The organism is Vreelandella arcis, from assembly GCF_900103865.1.
GTDB lineage: Bacteria > Pseudomonadota > Gammaproteobacteria > Pseudomonadales > Halomonadaceae > Vreelandella > Vreelandella arcis.
The window spans coordinates 1-19633 of record NZ_FNII01000026.1; the positions used below are offsets into that span (position 1 = coordinate 1).

A 19633-nucleotide genomic window follows, 5' to 3' on the forward strand; every position below is an offset into this window, starting at 1 on the left:
TATCGTGGTTTCACACACGTTTTGCCTGTGAATAGGCACGTGGTTTTACACACGCCTTCATCGTGGTTTTACACACAGTGAATGCTCCCAAAGCTGCGTGGTTACTGCATTTCCAAATCTGTAACACGCGCGCGCGTTTTAACTCTTTAAAACCTTTTAACACTTTTAACGTCTCCTACCCTCCAGTCGCTTCGCTCCCTCCGCCCCCGCTACGCGGGCCTAATAATGATGGCGCGCCAAAGGCGCAGCAGCGGCTTCTAGGTGCTACGCACCTGCGCCGCTCGGGTGGGCGCTAACGCGCGAAAATACAGTGGATACATCAACAAAACCCAAGTTGAGCAGTGCGGTGGGCTTCGCCCACCAAAACCGCGTTACCGCTTCGCTCCATGCCGCTGCGCGGCATAAAAGGGATCCGCTAAAAAAGCAAGATAGCGAATAACTTTGAAGAGGTCGGATTTTAGTCCAAATTTTGGTCGTCAAATGGCAAGGTCGGCTGATCGTCTGCGCTCCGCTTTTTCGCTAAATGGGCGTCTCGCGCCTCTAAGGCACTCAGACGTGCCGCAAGCGCTTCGGCCATAGTTTTCCCCTAGCACGCCCTTTTTTTGGATTTCTGGGCCTGTTTGCGGGCTTCCTGGGCCTGTTTTTCTACAGATGCTAGATTCGTCGCGTAATTCAGCCAATGACTGCTTGTGTGCTTCAGCGTCATCGCAAAGGGCTTGCTGCTTGGTTGCCAATGCTTTAGTACACTCGGCGGCTTTCGGTATGGGCCTTGGCCAGCTCTCGCTTGGCCTCGATGCGGATCTGATCGGTCTGTTTGGTCCTGCGAAAAGTGGTTTAGCGACTCAAAACCACCAGCTTTCGCAGTGGCTCGCAAACTCACTGGGGTCGCGACGACAGGTAGGGCGTAACACCAGAGCAAATTAGACCAGTTTCTGTTTACTTAAAGATACATAACGCGCGTAAGTCATTGACTCATGGTTCGGCTACAGCTCGAAAACTGGTAGACGTAACACCAAAAAAATTGTAGCGGCACTCGAGTCGTTATTGTCATGGACGGTGGTTTTTAGTCGCTAAACCCCTTTTTTGAGAAACTCACGATAAGACGGACGATCCGACCAAGGCTAAGGGCATAGCCGACTTGCTCCAGCAGCGCACCTTGGTGCGGAACCGGGATCATGGTTTAGGGATATAACTCCTTTTGCATTTACAAGCAGCACGCTCTGAGTGAGGATTGTAAATTCAATTAAGAAAGGGGGATGATCTAATGATGAAAAGAAAGTTTCTTTCTTGCGATTTCGATGATTATGACGACGGTTCTGAAAATAGTGGAAAAAGCAGGGATCGCGACATGGAACCCGGAGATGCTGGCTGGTTAGGGGATGATGAAGACAGTAAGTGGGTAAAGGATCTTTGAAGAATGGCTGATAAAAAAGATAGTAAAAAATCGCCTAGAGAAACGGGCGGGCCTGTAGTCGGGTCTGGGCCAACTGCAGGTCAAAATAGATCTAAAAATCAAGATGGTCGCTGGCGAGCTAAGCGTAGTGACGCAGGTTCTTCTAGAGATTAGATTTTATGAAGGCGGCCAAATGGCTGCCTTTTTTATCTTCTTTTGTGTTCATCCAGGATACGAAGTGATCAGTAGCGATACAGATAGGGATGCTGAGGAAGTGCCTCCGTTGTCTCTTCAATGTTTCTTTGGAGGATTTCAGCCGCGTAATGATTGCGGTCGGAGGATGGCCCATAGCGATTCTCGTGCTTGGGGTTGCCACTTAACCAGCAGCATGGCGACGTTTGGCCTCTAACAGGGAGCGCATTTCGGCCATCACGTCATCGTGTGGAATCCCAGGACGCGGATCGTCCAGGCTGCGCTGGACACGCGCGCGGAACCAGCGATCGTAGCTGTGCGCCTGCTCTTGCGTCTCAAACTCGCTCACAATGGGGTCTAAGGGGGTGCTCATGGGTCGCTCCTATGCCCGTTTGTGACAGTCTAACGTACTCCTACTGACCCCGCGAAAAGGTTGATCTAGGGTGGTTCTAGAGGGCGCGCAGTATATTCATGCTATGAAGAAAAAAATGTTAAGGGTGGCAAGTGCTAGTATTAAAAGCTCAGTAATAAGTCCCTGTATCAATGCAGGTTTACCCCAGCTATTAAGCGTCAAGTACCCAGAAAATGCAGCGCCTGTCACCCAAGCTAGAACTCTAGAGAGAAGGGCAAATCCTCCAATCACTAGGGATACCCATGATAAAAATGTGGGTATCGTATGAAAAACGTATAGGAACCCGTTCAGTGTGGAAATTAGTAATAAAAATATTATGAATATCATGGCGAAAGCTGTGCTTTTCCCCTTCTAAATCGGCTAATTACCCTAATAGCTAAAGCAATGAGTCCTGTTAGGAATAAATGGATGACTGACTCATAGGTAAACCTGCCAGAAGCTCATCAGATTTAGCATCTTACGATTTATTTCTATCCTCACAAAGCGTGAAAATCATTTTATCGGCGGTTAATTACATCTCTCAAAAAAACTCACGATAAGACGAATAATCTTGAATTTAATCGGTTTCGGGCCCTTATAAGGCCTTTTTGGCGACCGGCGACAGGGTGTCTTCTGTGATGTCTTTTGCCCGGCAATACGGGCTTTTCAGCCAGTCGGCCAGCGTCTTCTGTCCTTTGCTCGCGTTACAGCCTCTACAGCACAACGCGATATTATCGCGGGTTACGATGCTGGCATCATTAATGATGTGCTCCCAGCTGGCTCCTGCCCCTGGTGGCTGACTAGAAAAAGGGCGTTGGCAGTAGATGCAGACGAGATCACGGTTGCGAACCTCGTCTTCAAGCCATTCGGGTATTCCCCATCGGTTTGCCATGCGGTCTCCTGGTTTTCCGTCTAGAGCTAGTTGCCTATCAGCGCTTCTTTTGTCCCTCTACAGGCCCCTTCTGATCGCTCTCATTGGCGCTGTGCGCGTCGAAACGTGCTTCCAGTAATTCGGCCTTGCTCTCTGCCTTCAAACGCCCCTGCGTGGCTTCCTGGGCTGTCTGGCGGGCTTCTCGTGCTTGTTCCTCGGCAGCGTTGAGGCGTTCCCGCCATTCGGCGCGCTGTTCGGCCAATGCCTGCTTGTGCCCTTCCGCGTCGGCTTTACGGGCCTGCTGCTCGTTGTTGAGTGCCTGGGCGCGTTCGTCGGCCTGCTGCTGCGCGGCTTCTAGCTTCGCCATGGCCACGGCTTGAGCGCGGTCGGCGTCGATTCGAGCACTTTCGGCAGTTTTGGCATCGCGCTCGGCGGCGAGGCGGGCGCTGTGCTCTTCGTCGCGCTGCTCAGTCAACGTGGTGATGCGGTTGCGGGCTTCGGCCAGCTCCATGCGTACATCGTCCCGCTGCTGCTCCAGGTGCTTCACCTGCTCACGAAACTCGGCCACCAGCTGGCGAGCCTCGTGGCGGTCGCGTTCGGCTTCATCACGTTCAGCGGTTACCAGCTCGATCTGCTCCCGCAGCGTGTCGGCTTCCATTTCCAGCGCTTCGCCGGTTTCCGCGAGTGAATCGGCGGTCTGGCGGGCGTCGAGGGCATCCGCTTCGGCCTCGGCGCGGGCTGCGGACGCTTGGCGTTCGATCTCCTGGGCCAGCGCGCCGGCCAGCTCGTCGGGCAGCTTCGCCGTTTGCCGTTCGGCAGGCGCTTGGGTGGCTTTCCAGGCCGTGAGGTGTCGGTGGATGGTGTTGGGGCTGCCGGTGCCGATTTCGGCGCGAATGGCCTGAATGGTGGGCTTTTCGCCACGGCCTACCAGGGTGTCGGCGGCGTGGGCGACGATTTCAAATGAGATGCCAGGGCGTGCCATATCGTATTCCTCGCTGTATCGTATTTTGTATTCCATATTATATTTTATATGATACAAAATACAATACAAAATATTAAATAATACGATTCATAGGCACAAAAAAACCCGCCGAAGCGGGTTTTAGAGAAATGTGGTTTTATACGTGGGTAGGTTCGTCTAGGTGAGAGATTTTCACCTTTCCGTCTGGGAAGTTGGCGACTAGATCTAAGCTGCCACCCATGGCTTCAATGTGAGTTCTCAAAGTGCTCAGATACATGTCAGTACGTTTTTCCATTTTAGATACTCGTGCCTGACTAACGTGAAGCACCTCGGCGATTGCTTTCTGAGAAAGCTCTCTAGCTCTGCGGAGCTCTTGCAGTGGCATTTCGGCCATCATTTCGTCTGTTTTTGCCTGAGCCATTGCTTGTGCTTCAGGGGACATGCGTTCACGCAGTTCACTAAATTTAGTAGCCATTTTTATCTCTCCAAGCTCTTAAGGTGCTGGTCATAGAGCTCATCTGCTTTTGGTATAAATTCTTTATACCAGCGGTCATTACCTGTCTTGTCGCCGCCTATGAGTAGGATCGCTATCCTGCGAGGATCAAACGCGTAGAGAAACCGGTAAGGCCTCCCCTGGTGTTGTACTCGCAGCTCCCTCATATGGCTGTGCTTTGAGTCGTTGATACCTGAGCTGTATGGGTGCCTTAGATTGGGGCCAGCTTGCTCCAAAAGACCAATAGAAGCTGCTATATCAATCTGCTCTGCCTCAGTAAAACCTTCCCATAGCTCGTTGAATTCGTCTGTTGCCTCTACTTCCCACGCCATAAAAATATAACCCTCGTGTTATAATATCTAATTGTAAATAACTATCGCATTGTGCCTTGCTAGTAGTCAGTAACTGCTCATTCTTATACTATGCTAACAAATAGCTTTTAAGCCAGCCTACCCTTGTCTGACAGTTAGCAAGCTAACTTTTCACTGACGCTCACAGTCAAGGGGCTGGCGGGGGGCTGCGCCCCCTCGACCCCCAAACCCCATCAGCCCCGGAGGATTGCACATGGCACTGACGCGGAGGGTGACATTACGGCTGCCCGATGACACTGCCGACGAATGGCGCCGGCGGGCCGATGAAGTTGCCTTGTCGCTAAGCGACTGGGTTCGCCACCGCGTCGACGGCCCCGATGCCGTTCAAACCGGCCAGCGGCGCCGGTTGCGCACATTAACTGCTGACCCCGAGCTTCTACGCCAGCTAGCGGCTGTTGGGAGCAACGTCAATCAGATTGCTCGTGTGCTGAACTCAGTGGGACTGACCCCCGGCGACCATGCCCAACTGCTGGGCGAACTTGCGGCTATTCAGCGTGAACTGCACGCCTTAGCGGAGCTGCCGCGCTATGCAGAGGACGACGAGGGAACGGAGGTGTCATGCACATCAAGTTCCTGAAGCACGGACAGGGCGAGGCAGGCGGCGCGGTGCGCTACTTGCTCCAGGAGCACGACCACAACGGTGAACTCCGCGCCGAGGTGATGGTGCTGCGCGGCGATCCCTCGATGGTCGCCCAGGTAGCCGACGCCACTACGCATCAATGGCGATATACCAGCGGCATTATCAGCTGGGCACCCGACGACAACCCGACCCCCAAGCAGATAAACCAAGTCGTGCAGGATTTTGAGCGCACCGCGTTTGCTGGCCTCGATGCCGACCAGTACGCCTCATGCGCGGTTTTGCACCGTGACGACGATGGAACGCCCCACATTCACACCCTCACTGCGAGAGTCGAGCTAAAAACCGGCAAAGCGCTGAATATCGCGCCCCCTAGCCACCAGAAAACGTTCGACCCGCTTCGTGATTACTGGAATCACAAAATGGGCTGGGCGCGGCCTGACGATCCCGACCGTGCCCGCAGCGTCCAGCCCGGTCACGAGAGCAAGGGGCGGAGCAAGCCGGGCAAACACCCCAGAAACCGCAAAGAGATTACCGAGCACATTGAGGCGCTTGCCGCCGAGGGGCTTGTGACAACGGGCGCTGAGGTTCGGCAAGAGCTGTCTGAAATTGGGGAAATCACGCGCGCAAGCCACGCCTATGTCAGCGTAAAGCCCCCCGGCGCAGAGAAAGCCATTCGCTTAAAAGGAGACCTCTTTCGTGACAACTGGACCATCGAACAAACCCTTGAGCGAGCAGCTTGCAGAGCGCAGAGAGAAGCAGTTGGCCGAGCTGGACGAGCTGACCCAGCGGCTGCTAAGCGAGCACGAGAGCGGCTTACGGCGGTTGCTCAGCGACGCGCAGAGTACAACCGCGAGCGCTATACACAGGCAGAACGAGCACCTGAGCACGACGCTGAACGAGACCGAGCAGCGGCAGCGGCAGCAGATCGAGAGCATCGAGCAGCGCCTATCCGCCGCGGCCGATCAGGCCGAGAGGCTGAACAAAACCGGCGGAATGCGGAGCTGGACGCGCCCGGTGGCCATCACAGTGGCCGTGATGCTGGCCGTGGGTGGCGTGACGGCGGGCGGCCTAGCGGTGGCCGACCGGGTGATCGACAGCCGCCTAGCGCGTCTGTCAGCGCTGAATACGGAGATCGAGCGAGCCGAGAGCCAGCCGAGGCTGCCGGAAGGCGTGGAGATTCGCACGATCGAGGGCGAGAGCTACCTGGTGGGCGTCGACCCGAAAAAGGCGCTCACCGGGACGATCAACGACGGCCAGACGCCGGTGATCGGTCTGACCAGGGGCGAGGAGGATTAAGACATGACGGAGCTGGAAACTCTGCTTTTGAGGCAGTTAGAGCAGCAGCAGCGCGACTCAGAGCAGCTGGTGAACGGGCTGTCAGAACAGCTAGAACGGCTGCAGACAGCGCTGAAAGAGCAGCAGGGGGACAACCAAGCGTTACGGCGGGAGCTGAAAGAGAGCGACCAGAAAAACGAAAAGCTTTTCAGCGATCTGACGCAGCGCGTGAATTATTTGAGCGATCTGCTAGAGCATTTCACGAGCGTAGCGAGGGAGTAACAACCGCTTATCAGGCCTGGATGGCACGTCAGCAAGAACGAGAGCGCCAAGACCAAGAGCGGCAGCAGCGCAGTCAGTACGTGCCGCCGGCATTGCGAGAGGCGTTTGCTGACATGCTGCCAGATGAAGCGACTCTACAGCCTGAGAAGCCTGATCAGAGGCAAAAAACTGAGAAAAAACACAGATGGATGCCCAGCAACGACTCGCCCATTTTTTGATGGGCTACCTCAACAAGAAATGGCAACTCCGTTGCTGAAAGCCTCGTCAGCCGGGTCTTTCAGCGGATTTTTATATTACTTTAGGCGGCGGTGGTATCGGAAAGTTTACGCTCCAATTTTTTGCTGAGCGTCTCAAGCGTTGACTGTGTCGCATACAGATCACCAGCAGCGAGCTCACGTGCCACCCATTTTTCCAAGGCGACGTAGTTAGATAAATGTGGTGGTTGCCCAAGAAGAGGTGCCAGCACCACCTCAGGTGACTTCCATTTCAGCTGTATGGATTGAGCTACCGCCAGCGTGAAGCGCTGGAGCATACGTGCCCCCTCTTTCTCGCGTACCGCTTGGCGGAAAAAATCTGCATCAACAATACGAGCCATAACTTTCTCCTTTTGATGTTTTAGGGCTTTTTTTGAAGCCTTGTGTAAACATTTAAGCAGAAAAATGAGGATTGGCAACCCTTTTTTGTCGTTTTTCGTTATCATTTGATTATGGATATAGCGGAGAAAAGCCGTGATACGCTTTAAAATCAAAGAGATGATGTCGAAAAAAGAGTATGAGTTGGGGCGTCGACTAACCATTGGTGAGGTCGCGGAAGCAACGGGTATTCATCGAATGACGCTATCGAAAATGATCAATCGCCGTGGGTATAGCACGACGACGGAGCACCTGGATCGGTTGTGTGCCTATTTCAGCTGCTCGTTAGATGAGTTAGCCGAATATGTACCCTAAACGACGACTACGTAGCGCTATATTTGCATAACGCATTCTAATTCAACTGATATCTCTGCCCATCAATGTGGAGAGATTAGGCTTCAGGGATGAATTTCCATGTCTGTTCATAGTATCCACGACATTCTTGGCGAGCTACGCGAAAACGTCCGTGATAACCATACGATAGGTGTTCGCTTTGAAAAGTTGATCGCTAACTATCTCGTCACTGATCCGCAGTATGCGGATCGCTTGGAAGATGTCTGGCTGTGGTCAGAGTGGCCTGATCGCTGGGGCGTTGATTCCGGTATCGATCTTGTGGCTCGTGAGCGCGCGACAGGTGAATATTGGGCAATTCAGTGTAAGTTTTACTTGCCCGAGCATACGTTGACCAAAGGTGATATCGACTCGTTTTTCACGGCATCGGGTAAACGCTTTGCAACGAGCGACGGGGACGCAACGTTCAGCAACCGCTTAATTGTATCTACTACGGATCGTTGGAGCCGCGAAGCTGAAAAAGCCCTGGAAAACCAGCAAATCGCTGTTGAACGTTTGCGCGTACAAGACCTTGATGAAAGCCCCATCGACTGGGAGCAATTCAGCCTCAGCAATCCCGCTGACATTAAGCTGAAGGCAAAAAACACCTTACGAGATCATCAGCAGGAAGCACTAGATAATACCCTGCTTGGCTTCAAGGAGCGTGATCGCGGCAAGCTCATTATGGCGTGTGGCACCGGCAAGACGTTCACCTCGCTTCGGATCATGGAGCAAACGGTTGCCAAAGGTGGACGTGTGCTATTTCTAGCACCTTCTATTTCATTGGTGGCGCAAACCCTACGCGAGTGGACGGCACAGGCCGCAACCCCATTTCACGCCTTTGCGATTTGTTCCGACAGCAAAGTGGGACGCGAAGAAGAAGACCTCAAAACCCATGACCTTGCTTACCCATCCACAACAAACGCTACCAAGCTCGCCGAATACGCGGAATTGCTGGCCCAAAAAGAGCCTGACCGGCGCACCGTAGTCTTCTCGACGTACCAATCTATTCAGGTGGTTTCTGACGCGCAAAAGCAGGGATTGGGCGAATTTGACCTTATCATCTGTGATGAAGCGCACCGGACAACCGGCATCACGCTCGATAACGAAGCCACATCCGACTTTGTGAAAGTCCATGATAACCAGGTGGTGTCGGCTGCTAAGCGGCTTTACATGACAGCGACGCCGCGCATTTTCGCTGATCCCTCGAAAAAGAAGGCAGACGAGAAAAATGCTGTCTTGTACTCGATGGATGACGAAGCACGGTATGGCCCTGAGTTCTATAAGATCGGGTTTGGTAAGGCAGTAGAAAAAGACCAGCTCACTGAATACCGCGTGCTTTTAGTGGCCGTCGATGAAGATAAAATGCCTTCCTTAGCAAACGCCTATCAAGCGGAAATGGAAGATGATCAACAAGCCAAGGCTGTTGATACCCAGTTCGTCTCAAAGGTGATGGGGGTTTGGAAAGGGCTTTCCAAGCAGGATGCGAAGCTCATTGATGATGGTGGGGAAGAAGAAGATGTTAGCGAGATAGAGCGCAAACCCATGCGGCGGGCGGTAGCGTTTGCGAAGTCGATAAAAGCCTCCAAAACCCTTCAAGATAATTTCCCTAAGCTGATCAATATGTATCGGCGAAGTCACGATGGCGAATCCACGCTGAATTGCGAGATGCGTCACGTCGATGGCACGCAGAATGCGCTAGTACGCCAACAGGCATTGGAGTGGTTGAAAGCAGAAGGCACCGACGATAATACATGCCGCGTTTTAACCAATGCGCGCTGCTTATCGGAAGGCATCGACGTTCCGGCACTAGACGCCGTGGCGTTTTTTGACACCCGTGATTCCATCGTGGACATCATACAGTCGGTTGGGCGCGTGATGCGTAAGGCGCCTGGAAAGCAATACGGCTACATTATTTTGCCGGTTGCCATACCGAGGAAGAAGCTCAGCGATTACAACGGTTACATTGAAAAAGACCCGCAATTCAAAGGTATTTGGAAGATACTCAAAGCCCTGAGAGCACACGACGAATCGCTGGTCGATGAAGCAGAGTTCCGCAAGAAGATCAAAGTTGTTGGGGAAGGCGGAGATGAAGGTGGCGATGGGGGAGAAGGTGAGGGCGATGATCAGGGTGAGCTGAACCTTGGCGCCTTGCCACTTGATGATATTTCCGATGCGCTCTATGCCGCTATTCCCAAAAAGCTAGGGGATCGGGATTACTGGTACGACTGGGCCAAAGACGTTGCCAAAATCGCCGAAAACATCATTAACCGCATCCACGATCTTATCCAGAAACCGGAAACCCGCAAGGCTTTCGACGAGTTTTTGAAAGGGCTTCAAGACACCATCAACCCGTCTGTCGATACGGATGCAGCGGTTGAAATGCTGGCACAGCACCAGATCACGCGGCCCGTGTTTGAAGCCTTGTTCCCCAACCGCAGTTTTGTCGATGAAAACCCCGTATCACGTTCGATGGAGCGGGTAATTGAGCACTTGGATAAGTACCAGGTGGATGCCGAGACACAAGAGCTTGGTAAGTTCTATGAGTCAATCCGTGAGCGAGCCGCCTTAGCGAAAAGCGAAAAATCCCGCCAGGATTTGATCAAGAGCTTGTACGAGAGTTTTTTCCAAACCGCGTTCAAGGACATGGCGGACAAGCTCGGTATCGTGTACACGCCGGTTGAGGTAGTCGACTTTATCCTGCGTTCCGCTGACGATGCTCTCAAAATGCACTTTAACCGCAGTATGAGCGACGAAAAAGTGCATGTGCTTGATCCCTTCTCTGGCACGGGAACGTTCCTCACACGGCTTCTACAGCACCCTGAGATCATTCGTGATGAAGATGTCAGGCGGAAGTTTGAACATGAAATGCACGCCAACGAGATCGTGCTGCTGGCTTACTATGTCGCCACGGTCAACATTGAGAGTGCTTTCCGAGATCGCACCGAGGACGACTTCTTTTCCTTCCCTGGGATGGTGCTGACCGATACGTTCCAAATGAGTGAAAGCGACGACATGATGGATAAAGCCATCATGCCGGAGAACAATGAGCGTGCAGAGCGTCAAAAAAAGGCTCCTATTAAGGTCATCGTGGGCAATCCCCCTTACTCCGTAACTCAAGGCGGGGCAAAGTACCAAGACCTTGACGATAAAATCGGCGATACATACGCCAGTTATTCGCTATCCACCAACAAGAACAGTCTTTACGACTCCTATATACGCGCTTTCCGCTGGGCTTCCGACCGAATCGATGGCGATGGCGTTGTTGCGTTCGTAACGAATGGTGGCTGGGTTGATGGTGATGCGACCGCAGGCTTCCGAAAGTGCTTGCGGGATGATTTTTCCGATATTTACGTGTTTAACATGCGTGGTAATGCCAGAACACAAGGGGAATTGCGCAAGCAAGAAGGCGGGGGTGTTTTCGACGCTGGCTCCCGTGCGCCGGTTGCGGTGACGATCTTGGTCAAGCGAGCTGATCATACAGGCCCAGGTACGATTCACTATCACGATATTGGTGATTACCTTACCCGTGAGCAAAAGCTGGAAATCACCGATGAATATGGCAGCTATAAGCAGGTGCCGTGGCAGACCATTAAGCCTAATAAAAACCATGATTGGATCAATCAGCGCAGCGATGACTTCCAGAAGTTGAAGCCGCTGACGGGCACTAAAGACGCTGTATTTGAGGTTCGATCTAATGGCGTTCAGACGAACCGTGATGTTTGGGTATATAACTTCAGCCCTGAACGTCTAAAGGCAAACATAAACACCATGATTAGTGCTTATAATCAAGACCTTGATAGGCACTTCAATACCGTTGCTAACATTGATGGCGGACAACCGGAACGTGTCGATAAAGCTAAACGCCTGGTTAGGAATGATCCTACAAAGCTAAAATGGACGAGCAGCCTGCTACTGGATTTCGTGCAAGGAAAAAAAGGTGTTTTTCACGCTTCACACATTGGTAAAGCGCTCTATCGCCCGTTTTGTGGTACGTGGCTCTATTATGATCCGCAGTTCAACCACCGCTTTAAGTCTCGCTTATTCCCATCATTTAACTATGAAAACGTTGTAATACAGGTGACAGGTACAAATGAAACCAATCCATTTTCTGCTTTGATTTCGGATACTGTACCTAACCTACACACAATTTCGGCAGGACAGTGCTTTCCACTCTACTGGTACGAAAAGCAGGCTCCGTCCAAATCGAGTGGCGATGCTGACCTATTTGCTGACGATGCCATTGAAGGCAAAACAGAAGGCTATATTCGTCACGACGGGATCACGGATGCGGTCTTGGCTGATTTTCGCAAGCACTATCAAGACGACACGATTACCAAGGAAGCGATCTTCTATTACGTTTACGGTGTGCTGCATTCACCCGAATACCGGCAGCGCTACGGTGCTGACCTGAAAAAAGACCTGCCACGAGTGCCATTCGCGCCGGACTTTTGGGCTTTTTCCAAGGCGGGAAGTGAGCTGGCATATTGGCACCTCAATTACGAAGACATCGAACCGTACCCCTTGGCCGAGCAGAGTGACAAAATCGCTTTGGATGTAGCTGAGCACTACCGCATGAAGAAAATGCGTTGGGGTGGTTCTTCACGCAAGCCGGATAAATCCCGCATTGAGATCAACGATCATCTGGCGTTGTCGGGAATCCCCAATGAAGCTCACCATTACGTCGTCAACGGGAAATCGGCGCTAGGGTGGATATTGGAGCGTTATCAAGTCACGAAGGATAGGGATTCCGGTATTGTGAACGATCCTAACGAGTGGTCAGAGGACCCTCGCTATATTGTTGACCTAATAGGTAAAGTGGCGCGGGTGAGTGTTGAAACTGTCAAAATTGTTGATAGGTTGCCTAGCATCGACATTGATGCAGATAACAGCATATAAAACCTCTCAAAATTCCTATATGCCTAGCCGATCGTGACCGGGGTTAGATGCTCAACAAATTCAGATAAGAGGTAAGGTGATGGCAACATGTGAGCAGTGTGGAGGTAGAGCGGGATTTCTAGATAAGATTTGTAGTAAATGTATGGATAAGAATAAACGTGACCGTGCCGCAGCTCCCCCTTTAAACGTAGCACGCCAAAGAGCACGCCAGCGATGATTTTTAAAACAAAGCACCAGAAGGAGCTGGAAAGTGAGATTAGGCGCTGTGAGGATGCGCTTCTGAACAATGGAATGGCGACGAAGCTCTTTGCGAGCAGAAAATTACTGGAATTCCGCCAGGTCTTGGAGACCGATATGGGCGGGTTGGAGGGATACCTGGATCGGCCTGATGAAGAGAAGCTGACTTACATGAGGATGTATGGCCCGATCATGGAGAAAGCGAAGGTCGAGGAGAACGAGGCAGAGTTCTTTGCAGCCTACCTTTTCATGTTATTCCTCAACGGGGCGGGAAGTGGATACCGGCGGACTGTCGACAAGGCCATCACGGCGATGAGAAAGGTGAACAGTGTGGTTGGCTGAATGAGAGGCTATGGTACGTGGCAGCCCAGGGCCGCCTCGATACAGCGTATCAGCGGCGATAGATGTCGCGGCGGTGGCCAACTCGAATGACTAGAATGCACACCTCCTTATCCTCAATGCTCGCGATGATCCGATAGGATCCTACGCGGTAGCGCCATAGCTCACTGAGCTGCCCAGTTAGCGGTTTGCCCAGCTGCCGGGGGTCTTCTAGAGGCTGTACTTGGGAACGGAGATAGTCACGGATGCGCTTGGCGTCCGTATGTCCCATCTTCTTCATCTGTTTGACGGCATCGTCCGTGAGTTCAATCCGCCAAGCCAAGCTCACGCTCCACGTCATCCAGGCTGTGGGTGGTCATCTCGCCACGGCGTACCTGTTCCAGCGTCTTCTCGGCCAAGAAAGTATCCTCAAGGTCTTCCAAGTGCTCGAGGATCGCCTCGCGGGCATAGTAGGTTTTGGTGCGACCGGTGGCTTTGGCCAAAGCCTCGAGGCGGTCCTCGATGTCGGCTGGGAGTCGTATGGCCAGCATAGTGGGCCTCCTCTAAGGTGCTATACATGTATAGCATACGCTTCTGTCTACTCCCCCGCCACATCTAAGGCAACTACCCTTCTCTCTCCCTCAGTACCTCACGTTGATATCGATCTGCTCAGGACTAACGCCTAGATGAGCGGACAGACCACGCTTGGCCTGGTCGATGGTAAGGGATCGTGCAGATGATGAGGAATCGGTGTCCGATATTGCATCGGTCGGAGTGGCTTCCTGAGGGCGTAGATCGGATAGCCGTTTCCAATCAAGGTCAGTGCTGTTGAAGTCAATGCCAAGAACCGTCTCAGCCTTATCACGGCTCATGTAAGCGACAGGGAAGCGCTGACCGTCGGTGCACATCTTCCAAGCCCCGGGCACTTCAATTTCGGCATATTCTTCGAAGGTGACCACGTAACGGGGCTTTTGGTCTGGCTCGCGAGGGGATTCTTTTACCCCTGTGATCTTGGCGATAAGGAAGGCAGTGCCATGCGATAAGTCTTTGGCTGCCCAGTCTTCATAGTCGCGGCGCCGGTTTCGTACACACACAAGGTATGACGCTTTTTGTAGCCGGTGTCGGTCTGCCGTCCAATGGCCTGAACCACTATGACGAGCCATGGTCGTTAGCCCTTGTCCGGTAAAGGTGAGTACAACGTTCTGATCCGACATAAAAAATCCGTATGTTTTCGTGTTTTCAGCGATAGAATAGCCGTTATTATGTAGAAGTAAAGCAAATTCTATCGATAGAAAATAAATTCAATCGATAGATATAAGGGCTGTGAGCTATTCCACCGGCTAGGTCAGTTGCGAAGAGCAAAACATACGGTCGTTTTCTTTACGCACGCTGACCGCCCCCTCTAGGAGGGCCTGGAGGGGTGGTTTTGTGTAAAGAAATGGTGTAATTCTTTCTACGCACAGGAAAGGAGCGCTTTATGCATTGCTATGGAGTACAGCGCCAGGGGACGCCGCCTGGTGCTTTTTGACGGCGAGGTTGTTGATATCATGGATGCCTGCTAGAGGCCAGTGCTTCGGCAATAAGACGGGCCTCTAAATAATTAACACTCAGGAAATCCCAACCATTCCCGCGCTGTAACAGGGCCATCGTTGGTGGCATTCCATCCCTGTTGGCTGTAGTTGAACTCCCATTTTCCGCTGATGGCGATCAGGTCTGTATCTCGCTCTGACCCAATTGAGAGGCGACTTTGTAAGCGGAAGAATCCTTGTGGTGAGAGGTGATATGTCACCAGGACGGCCAAAGCGTCTTCTGGCATACGAAGACTGGTAGGCCACTCCCCATAGGTAGCGTAGAAACCATCGATCGCTTGCAGCACCCTTACTAGGTAGCCGCCTCCTGACTGAATGAGGGACGGTTGGTCCTTTTCTTGGCATAGCCACTCGTCGATCTCATTTTCTGGATCCAGTTCAGACAGTCGCACGGCCAGCGCTTGCATTTGCCCACCTCGAAGCGCTTCAAGGATTTCATTAGGGCATTCGGAGTTCCATCTCTCTGAACGCAAGAGGGTATGTACCCAGCGCTTCAGCGATTCAGTGCTGGCCTTTGCGATCCACTTGGGCTTCCGTTCAGAAAATCGGGTATCCAGTTCCATGTTAGCCCCGGTGAATCCGGAAAGCTCTGCAGCGTCTATGAAGGCCTGACGCTCAGGCAAGGTACTGATTGTCTTGGGCTTTAGGTGAGGTTGGCGCTCGAAGGCGGATATCAATGCTTCTGTAGCTTCGGAAAAATTTTGCTGATCTCTCATGGCTTCTTCGTGTCCTGACTATCAGGGGGCTGATTCCCAAGCGGCGCCGATGTCTACAGTGCTCCCCTTCTAGTGGGCAACGAGGTCTGAGCAGGCGGTATATTCGGCAATTGGTGTAACGGCATCCATGTGTGGATCTCCTTGGTACGGCATATTTTCGTGTGTGTGCCGTGATTTCACCACTGCCAATTTTACAGAGAAATAGTCTCTTTGCTGGCTTGGTGCTTCATGGGTGGGTCGTGTATCTGCCTGCTATTTCTGAGTTTGGCACGCGGTGCGTACCGAACTCGCGAACAGAACCTGGCACTGGCTCAGCGCGCCCCTACATACCACCTTCCTCTGGCATGGCCATGCCGTGGGAATATTTTATGAAGATATCAGCCCGGCTGGCTTCTCGCTCCCAAAGCTTGATGCCTAATTCGAACGTAGTTTGTCATCTGACCTTGGCATGACTGTCAGGCTGAAGGATCCTGTAAAGAAAACGATTATTTACGTGACTGGCACACCTATATTGGACATAAGGGTAGTTACGACCAACTTAGTAACCCGCTACTAAACCGAAACTGTAGGGCTACCTCCATGAATTTTCTTCCTTGTCGTGATGCGCTCCGAGAACAGCTAGTGGCGCACTTTCGGCTTTTACGTTCACTCTCTTTCGTGATATTGCCTGTGTTCGATTATTAAAATCCACACGTTTTTAGAATATACGGGTTAACAGCACCACTAAGGTGCTCATTGACTGTCAGGCGTCCAATAGCTTCGTTGTTTTTAAAAATCAACGGTGGGTTAGAGGTATAGGGATTGAAAGGAGATTGGTCTGCATATTCACCACCATAACTACCATATTCGTTCCAAATGCTTTCCGTACTGTACTTGTCTCCGTATTTTCCATAATCATTTATTATTGAGTTAGAAGCATACTCATGAGTGATCACACCTAGGTAAGTTCCGTCATTGGCAACCACTTTAGAGCCATCAATTTGGTAGCATAGATTGTTGGCTTTTACTGGGTTGACTATGAACAAAGAGATAATAAAAAATAATATTTTATTATTGAGTAAGGATCGGACTGAATAATATAGCATTTAATACACTCTTTAATTTATATAATATTGAAATAGGAATAAATTTTTATATTTTTAATGTTAAAATGGACGCTGATCGTTATTGTAATCTTGGTGGTTTTTTGTATGCTGTGAGCAGCTTTTACAAGGAATAAAACCTAAATATTCTAGTAGGTTACCATCGAATTTTAATTCTGGGTTAAATTTTATCCTAAAATACTCTTCTAGCAAGTTTTTTAAACCCATTTTGTATTTGCACCTCCAATCAGGACACCCACTGTGCAGCGGTAAGCGCCGCTAAATCGACACACTTTACCTAGGCGCGTTTCGTCACTGTTTTCGACCCGGGATATTCATGAGGGAGTGCTGAAAACGAAGATAGCGAATGGTAGTCTCTAAGGAAATCAGTCAGTTCCGGCAAGAACACGATTCCAAGAGGCCATTCGCTATGGGTGAAATCTTATCTCCCTGGACTCCCTCCTGCAACGGGTCTATCCGCGTCGAAATGAGCGGTGAGCGCACCACCAGTGATAGCGGTGCTCTGCTGCTCCGCGAAGCGCTCGACAACAGCGGTGTCATTGACGCACTGGAGGATAATCTGGTCGATCAGCGCGACCCGCAGCGTATCCGTCACTCTCTGGCCAGCCAAGTTCGTACCGTGGTGCTGCAACGGGCCATGGGCTGGATCGATCTCAGTGATACCACCACGCTGCGTCGCGATCCGGTCTGGCAACTGGCTTGCAGCGATGCGCGGGGTGTAACGCCATTGGCGCAGGGTCGGCCGTCTCAAGCCACGCTGTCGCGGTTGCTGACGTGCCTGGGCAGGGACGACAACATCGATGTCGTGCATGAGGGCCTGCTGCGGCTGGCGATCTGGCGCCTGACCTCGCTGAAGGGCGGCGAACGCCCCACGCATCTGACGCTGGATATCGATGGGCTGCCGATCGAGGTATACGGCCATCAGGGCGGGTCGGCTTACCATGGCCATGTCGGCGCACGGATCTATTCGCCGCTGATCGCCTCGCTGGCCGAGACTGGCGACATGGTCGGCGGGCTGCTGCGCGAGGGTAACGCCGGTCCCGCCGAAAACGCCGACACCTGGATCCCGCACCTCGTGCGGCGGCTCAACGAGAGCACCGGGGCCAAGGTTCGGGTGCGCATCGATGCCGGTTTCACCGGCAACGACACACTGGAGGCCCTGGAAGCGCGCAACATCGAGTACCTGGGCCGGCTGCGCAGCCATACCGGCCTTCAGACGCTGGCGGCGCCGTACCTGACACGGCCTCGAGGCCGCCCACCCGAGCAGCCTCGAGAGTGGTGCCACGACCTGACCTACCAGGCAGGGTCCTGGCCCTCCCCACGGCGCGTGGTGCTGGTGGTGCAGGAACGTCCCGACGATCTGCTGCTGCATGCCTTCTTTCTGGTCACCAACCTCGGTAAGTTCGACTGGCCGCCAGAGAAGGTCCTGGCGCTGTACCGCAAGCGCGGCAGCGCCGAGGCGCACATGGGCGAGGTAAAGTCGGCGCTCGACGTGCACCTCTCGTCGACGGATCGCGGCGCCTCCACCGTCCAGGACGTGATGGCGCGCAACGAGGTGAGCCTGCTGCTGAGCCTCTATGCCTACCAGGTGCTGCATGGGCTGCGGCGCCTGCTGGAGAGCCGGACGCACCACGGATGGAGCCTGATACGCATGCGTGAGCAGGTGCTCAAGGTCGCGGCTACGCTGACGGTGCATGCCCGTCGGATTACCGTGCACCTCGGCGACGCGGCCGACAAATGGTGGCCGACTCTACTGAAGGGACTGCCTCGATTGACGGCTCTGGCCTGATACCCGGCACCACCGCGACTGATCCAGCAAACAAGGCGGCCACAACGCAGGTCGGCGGTTACGGCTGCGCCGGCGGTCAATATCAATTCCTGAATGTTATGAAAAGGGCTGGAGAAAGCCAGTCCGGGCATAGATCAACCGGTTTCCAAGCCACCCGAAGCCGGTGATGCTGCCCGTTACCGACAACCAATGGGTTCAGAACGCTCGTCCGGCAACCTCATGAGTTAGGCGGGGTTAGGCTTGGCAATGACACGATCACCGTACCAATGGCAATCGCATCCGACCGTAAGCCACGATAGTGGGTCTCACCTTTCACGACCATGGGGATTTTGGCGGTCTCCATGCGACGCTCAATCCACGTCTGGTATTCCACGACAGAAGAGAACCTTCGATCCACTGGGGTGATGCGTATATCGGGACGTTCTACGTGGCGAGAGAAATTCGGCACCCGACGACCTTCCGATACCACCGAATTCAAGGTCGATCCTTTTTTGCTGCGGTTGTTGCCCCTGGGGAACCCTTGAATGCGAATAAATTGGTACGTCGCCATGATGGGCTCCTGCTGCTGAAGTGATACCTGTGATGCTGGCCGTCGATTGAGGCGTGTCGTGATGCTGCGATTATCCTAGCATAAGGGTGACCATCAGGAGGGATAACCCCCTCTAAAAGATAAACCCCTCTAAAGGTAGTTCCTATACAGAATGGAGTTATCTTTTTTTTGATCGGAACTAGCAGCAACCAAAACCTATCTTTCTGCCTTGCGAGTCCGATTTCTTTCGAGCAGCTATGCGCAGGATCGTCTACCTGGAGAGGGCATGTCAGGTGTGTAATTGTCTCTCGAGTGCCAGGGCGTTGAGGCTATGAGGTGCTCGGAAAGCTAGGGAGTAAATCATCCAGCGAATGGCCGTGCTTTAGGTGCTAGCTGCAAGCTCATGGGCAAGTGCTCACGGCGTTCGACATGGTGGTCTGCAGTGAGGTGCATGGAAAGGGCGGGCTCTTGTGGCCTTGATGCGCGGGTAGCAGACGGCAGGCTGGCTATCGGGGCAAGTTTAAGCAGCGCTCAGAATCGCTATAGCTTCCTTTTTGGTTGGGCGCGGTGGAGCGGACTCAGCAAATGGTGTTATCGGCCGCGCTTTCAATGTAGCTGCAGAGTTGTCCAGGGCGTTGCCCGTGAGGCTGTCCAGTTGTCCATGGGGTTGATCACGGCGTTG

At 52.7% G+C, this 19633-nt stretch carries 20 protein-coding genes and 1 pseudogene; 9 read left to right on the forward strand and 12 right to left on the reverse strand.

All coding sequences use genetic code 11. From position 1 onward, the window contains the following. Positions 1–1264: 1264 nt before the first annotated feature. The gene (locus tag BLR97_RS19760) at positions 1265–1414 is read left to right on the forward strand and encodes a hypothetical protein (protein ID WP_170833060.1); all 150 of its coding nucleotides are present in this window, start codon (positions 1265–1267) and stop codon (positions 1412–1414) included. A gap of 355 nt (positions 1415–1769) precedes the next feature. On the opposite strand, the gene relB (BLR97_RS18835) is transcribed toward BLR97_RS19760, so the two are convergent. The 5 genes from relB (BLR97_RS18835) to BLR97_RS18855 all read right to left on the reverse strand — a co-directional run bounded on the left by relB (BLR97_RS18835) (position 1770) and on the right by BLR97_RS18855 (position 4633). Beyond that, positions 1770–1958 (reverse strand): type II toxin-antitoxin system RelB family antitoxin, encoded by a 189-nt coding sequence (relB, locus tag BLR97_RS18835; RefSeq protein ID WP_089708367.1) that lies wholly within the window; start codon positions 1956–1958, stop codon positions 1770–1772. 613 nt (positions 1959–2571) lie between these two features. Then, positions 2572–2868 (reverse strand): HNH endonuclease, encoded by a 297-nt coding sequence (locus BLR97_RS18840; RefSeq protein WP_089708368.1) that lies wholly within the window; start codon positions 2866–2868, stop codon positions 2572–2574. 37 nt (positions 2869–2905) lie between these two features. After that, a complete protein-coding gene (locus BLR97_RS18845) occupies positions 2906–3829 on the reverse strand; it encodes a DNA-binding protein (RefSeq protein ID WP_170833061.1) in 924 nt (307 codons plus the stop codon). 136 nt (positions 3830–3965) lie between these two features. Next, positions 3966–4283: an XRE family transcriptional regulator gene (locus BLR97_RS18850; protein ID WP_089708373.1), complete on the reverse strand. Its 318-nt coding sequence runs from the start codon at positions 4281–4283 to the stop codon at positions 3966–3968. A gap of 2 nt (positions 4284–4285) precedes the next feature. Further along, a complete protein-coding gene (locus BLR97_RS18855) occupies positions 4286–4633 on the reverse strand; it encodes a type II toxin-antitoxin system RelE/ParE family toxin (RefSeq protein WP_089708375.1) in 348 nt (115 codons plus the stop codon). A 232-nt stretch (positions 4634–4865) separates the two neighbouring features. Here BLR97_RS18855 and BLR97_RS18860 point away from each other — a divergent pair, with 232 nt between their 5' ends. From BLR97_RS18860 to BLR97_RS20045, 4 genes and pseudogenes are all read left to right on the forward strand, one after another. Beyond that, positions 4866–5249, forward strand: coding sequence for a MobC family plasmid mobilization relaxosome protein (locus BLR97_RS18860; RefSeq protein WP_089708377.1), 384 nt, complete (start codon positions 4866–4868; stop codon positions 5247–5249). Positions 5250–5356: 107 nt separating this feature from the next. Continuing rightward, positions 5357–5665 (forward strand): annotated as a pseudogene (locus BLR97_RS20220) (relaxase/mobilization nuclease domain-containing protein); the annotation flags it as partial. A gap of 283 nt (positions 5666–5948) precedes the next feature. Beyond that, positions 5949–6548 carry a hypothetical protein gene (locus BLR97_RS20040; protein WP_244511418.1) on the forward strand — a complete coding sequence of 200 codons (600 nt, stop codon included), beginning with the start codon at positions 5949–5951 and terminating at the stop codon, positions 6546–6548. A gap of 3 nt (positions 6549–6551) precedes the next feature. Continuing rightward, the gene (locus BLR97_RS20045; RefSeq protein ID WP_244511419.1) at positions 6552–6809 is read left to right on the forward strand and encodes a hypothetical protein; all 258 of its coding nucleotides are present in this window, start codon (positions 6552–6554) and stop codon (positions 6807–6809) included. Between the two features lie 298 nt (positions 6810–7107). On the opposite strand, the gene BLR97_RS18870 is transcribed toward BLR97_RS20045, so the two are convergent. Further along, the gene (locus BLR97_RS18870; protein ID WP_089708380.1) at positions 7108–7404 is read right to left on the reverse strand and encodes a hypothetical protein; all 297 of its coding nucleotides are present in this window, start codon (positions 7402–7404) and stop codon (positions 7108–7110) included. Between the two features lie 133 nt (positions 7405–7537). Between BLR97_RS18870 and BLR97_RS18875 the strand changes: the two genes are divergently transcribed. The 3 genes from BLR97_RS18875 (at position 7538) to BLR97_RS18885 (ending at position 13249) form a co-directional block, all read left to right on the forward strand. Continuing rightward, positions 7538–7756 (forward strand): helix-turn-helix domain-containing protein, encoded by a 219-nt coding sequence (locus tag BLR97_RS18875; protein WP_089708382.1) that lies wholly within the window; start codon positions 7538–7540, stop codon positions 7754–7756. Between the two features lie 99 nt (positions 7757–7855). Continuing rightward, the gene (locus BLR97_RS18880; protein ID WP_089708384.1) at positions 7856–12670 is read left to right on the forward strand and encodes a DEAD/DEAH box helicase; all 4815 of its coding nucleotides are present in this window, start codon (positions 7856–7858) and stop codon (positions 12668–12670) included. Between the two features lie 213 nt (positions 12671–12883). After that, positions 12884–13249 (forward strand): hypothetical protein, encoded by a 366-nt coding sequence (locus BLR97_RS18885; protein ID WP_089708386.1) that lies wholly within the window; start codon positions 12884–12886, stop codon positions 13247–13249. A gap of 49 nt (positions 13250–13298) precedes the next feature. Here BLR97_RS18885 and BLR97_RS18890 read toward each other — a convergent pair whose 3' ends face one another. From BLR97_RS18890 to BLR97_RS18910, 5 genes are all read right to left on the reverse strand, one after another. Beyond that, positions 13299–13517 (reverse strand): type II toxin-antitoxin system RelE family toxin, encoded by a 219-nt coding sequence (locus tag BLR97_RS18890; RefSeq protein WP_244511421.1) that lies wholly within the window; start codon positions 13515–13517, stop codon positions 13299–13301. A 34-nt stretch (positions 13518–13551) separates the two neighbouring features. After that, positions 13552–13776 (reverse strand): type II toxin-antitoxin system RelB family antitoxin, encoded by a 225-nt coding sequence (gene relB / locus BLR97_RS18895; protein WP_089708390.1) that lies wholly within the window; start codon positions 13774–13776, stop codon positions 13552–13554. Positions 13777–13866: 90 nt separating this feature from the next. Next, entirely contained in the window at positions 13867–14439 is a 573-nt protein-coding gene (locus BLR97_RS18900; RefSeq protein ID WP_089708392.1) for a hypothetical protein, read from the reverse strand. Positions 14440–14825: 386 nt separating this feature from the next. Beyond that, positions 14826–15530 (reverse strand): hypothetical protein, encoded by a 705-nt coding sequence (locus tag BLR97_RS18905; protein WP_089708394.1) that lies wholly within the window; start codon positions 15528–15530, stop codon positions 14826–14828. Between the two features lie 680 nt (positions 15531–16210). After that, complete coding sequence (locus tag BLR97_RS18910) at positions 16211–16615, reverse strand: hypothetical protein (RefSeq protein ID WP_211605209.1); 405 nt, start codon at positions 16613–16615, stop codon at positions 16211–16213. 427 nt (positions 16616–17042) lie between these two features. On the opposite strand from BLR97_RS18910, the gene BLR97_RS18915 reads away from it, so the two are divergent. Beyond that, a complete protein-coding gene (locus BLR97_RS18915; protein ID WP_422821941.1) occupies positions 17043–18422 on the forward strand; it encodes an IS1380 family transposase in 1380 nt (459 codons plus the stop codon). A 217-nt stretch (positions 18423–18639) separates the two neighbouring features. On the opposite strand, the gene BLR97_RS18920 is transcribed toward BLR97_RS18915, so the two are convergent. After that, complete coding sequence (locus BLR97_RS18920; protein WP_089708398.1) at positions 18640–18972, reverse strand: hypothetical protein; 333 nt, start codon at positions 18970–18972, stop codon at positions 18640–18642. Positions 18973–19633 lie beyond the last annotated feature (661 nt).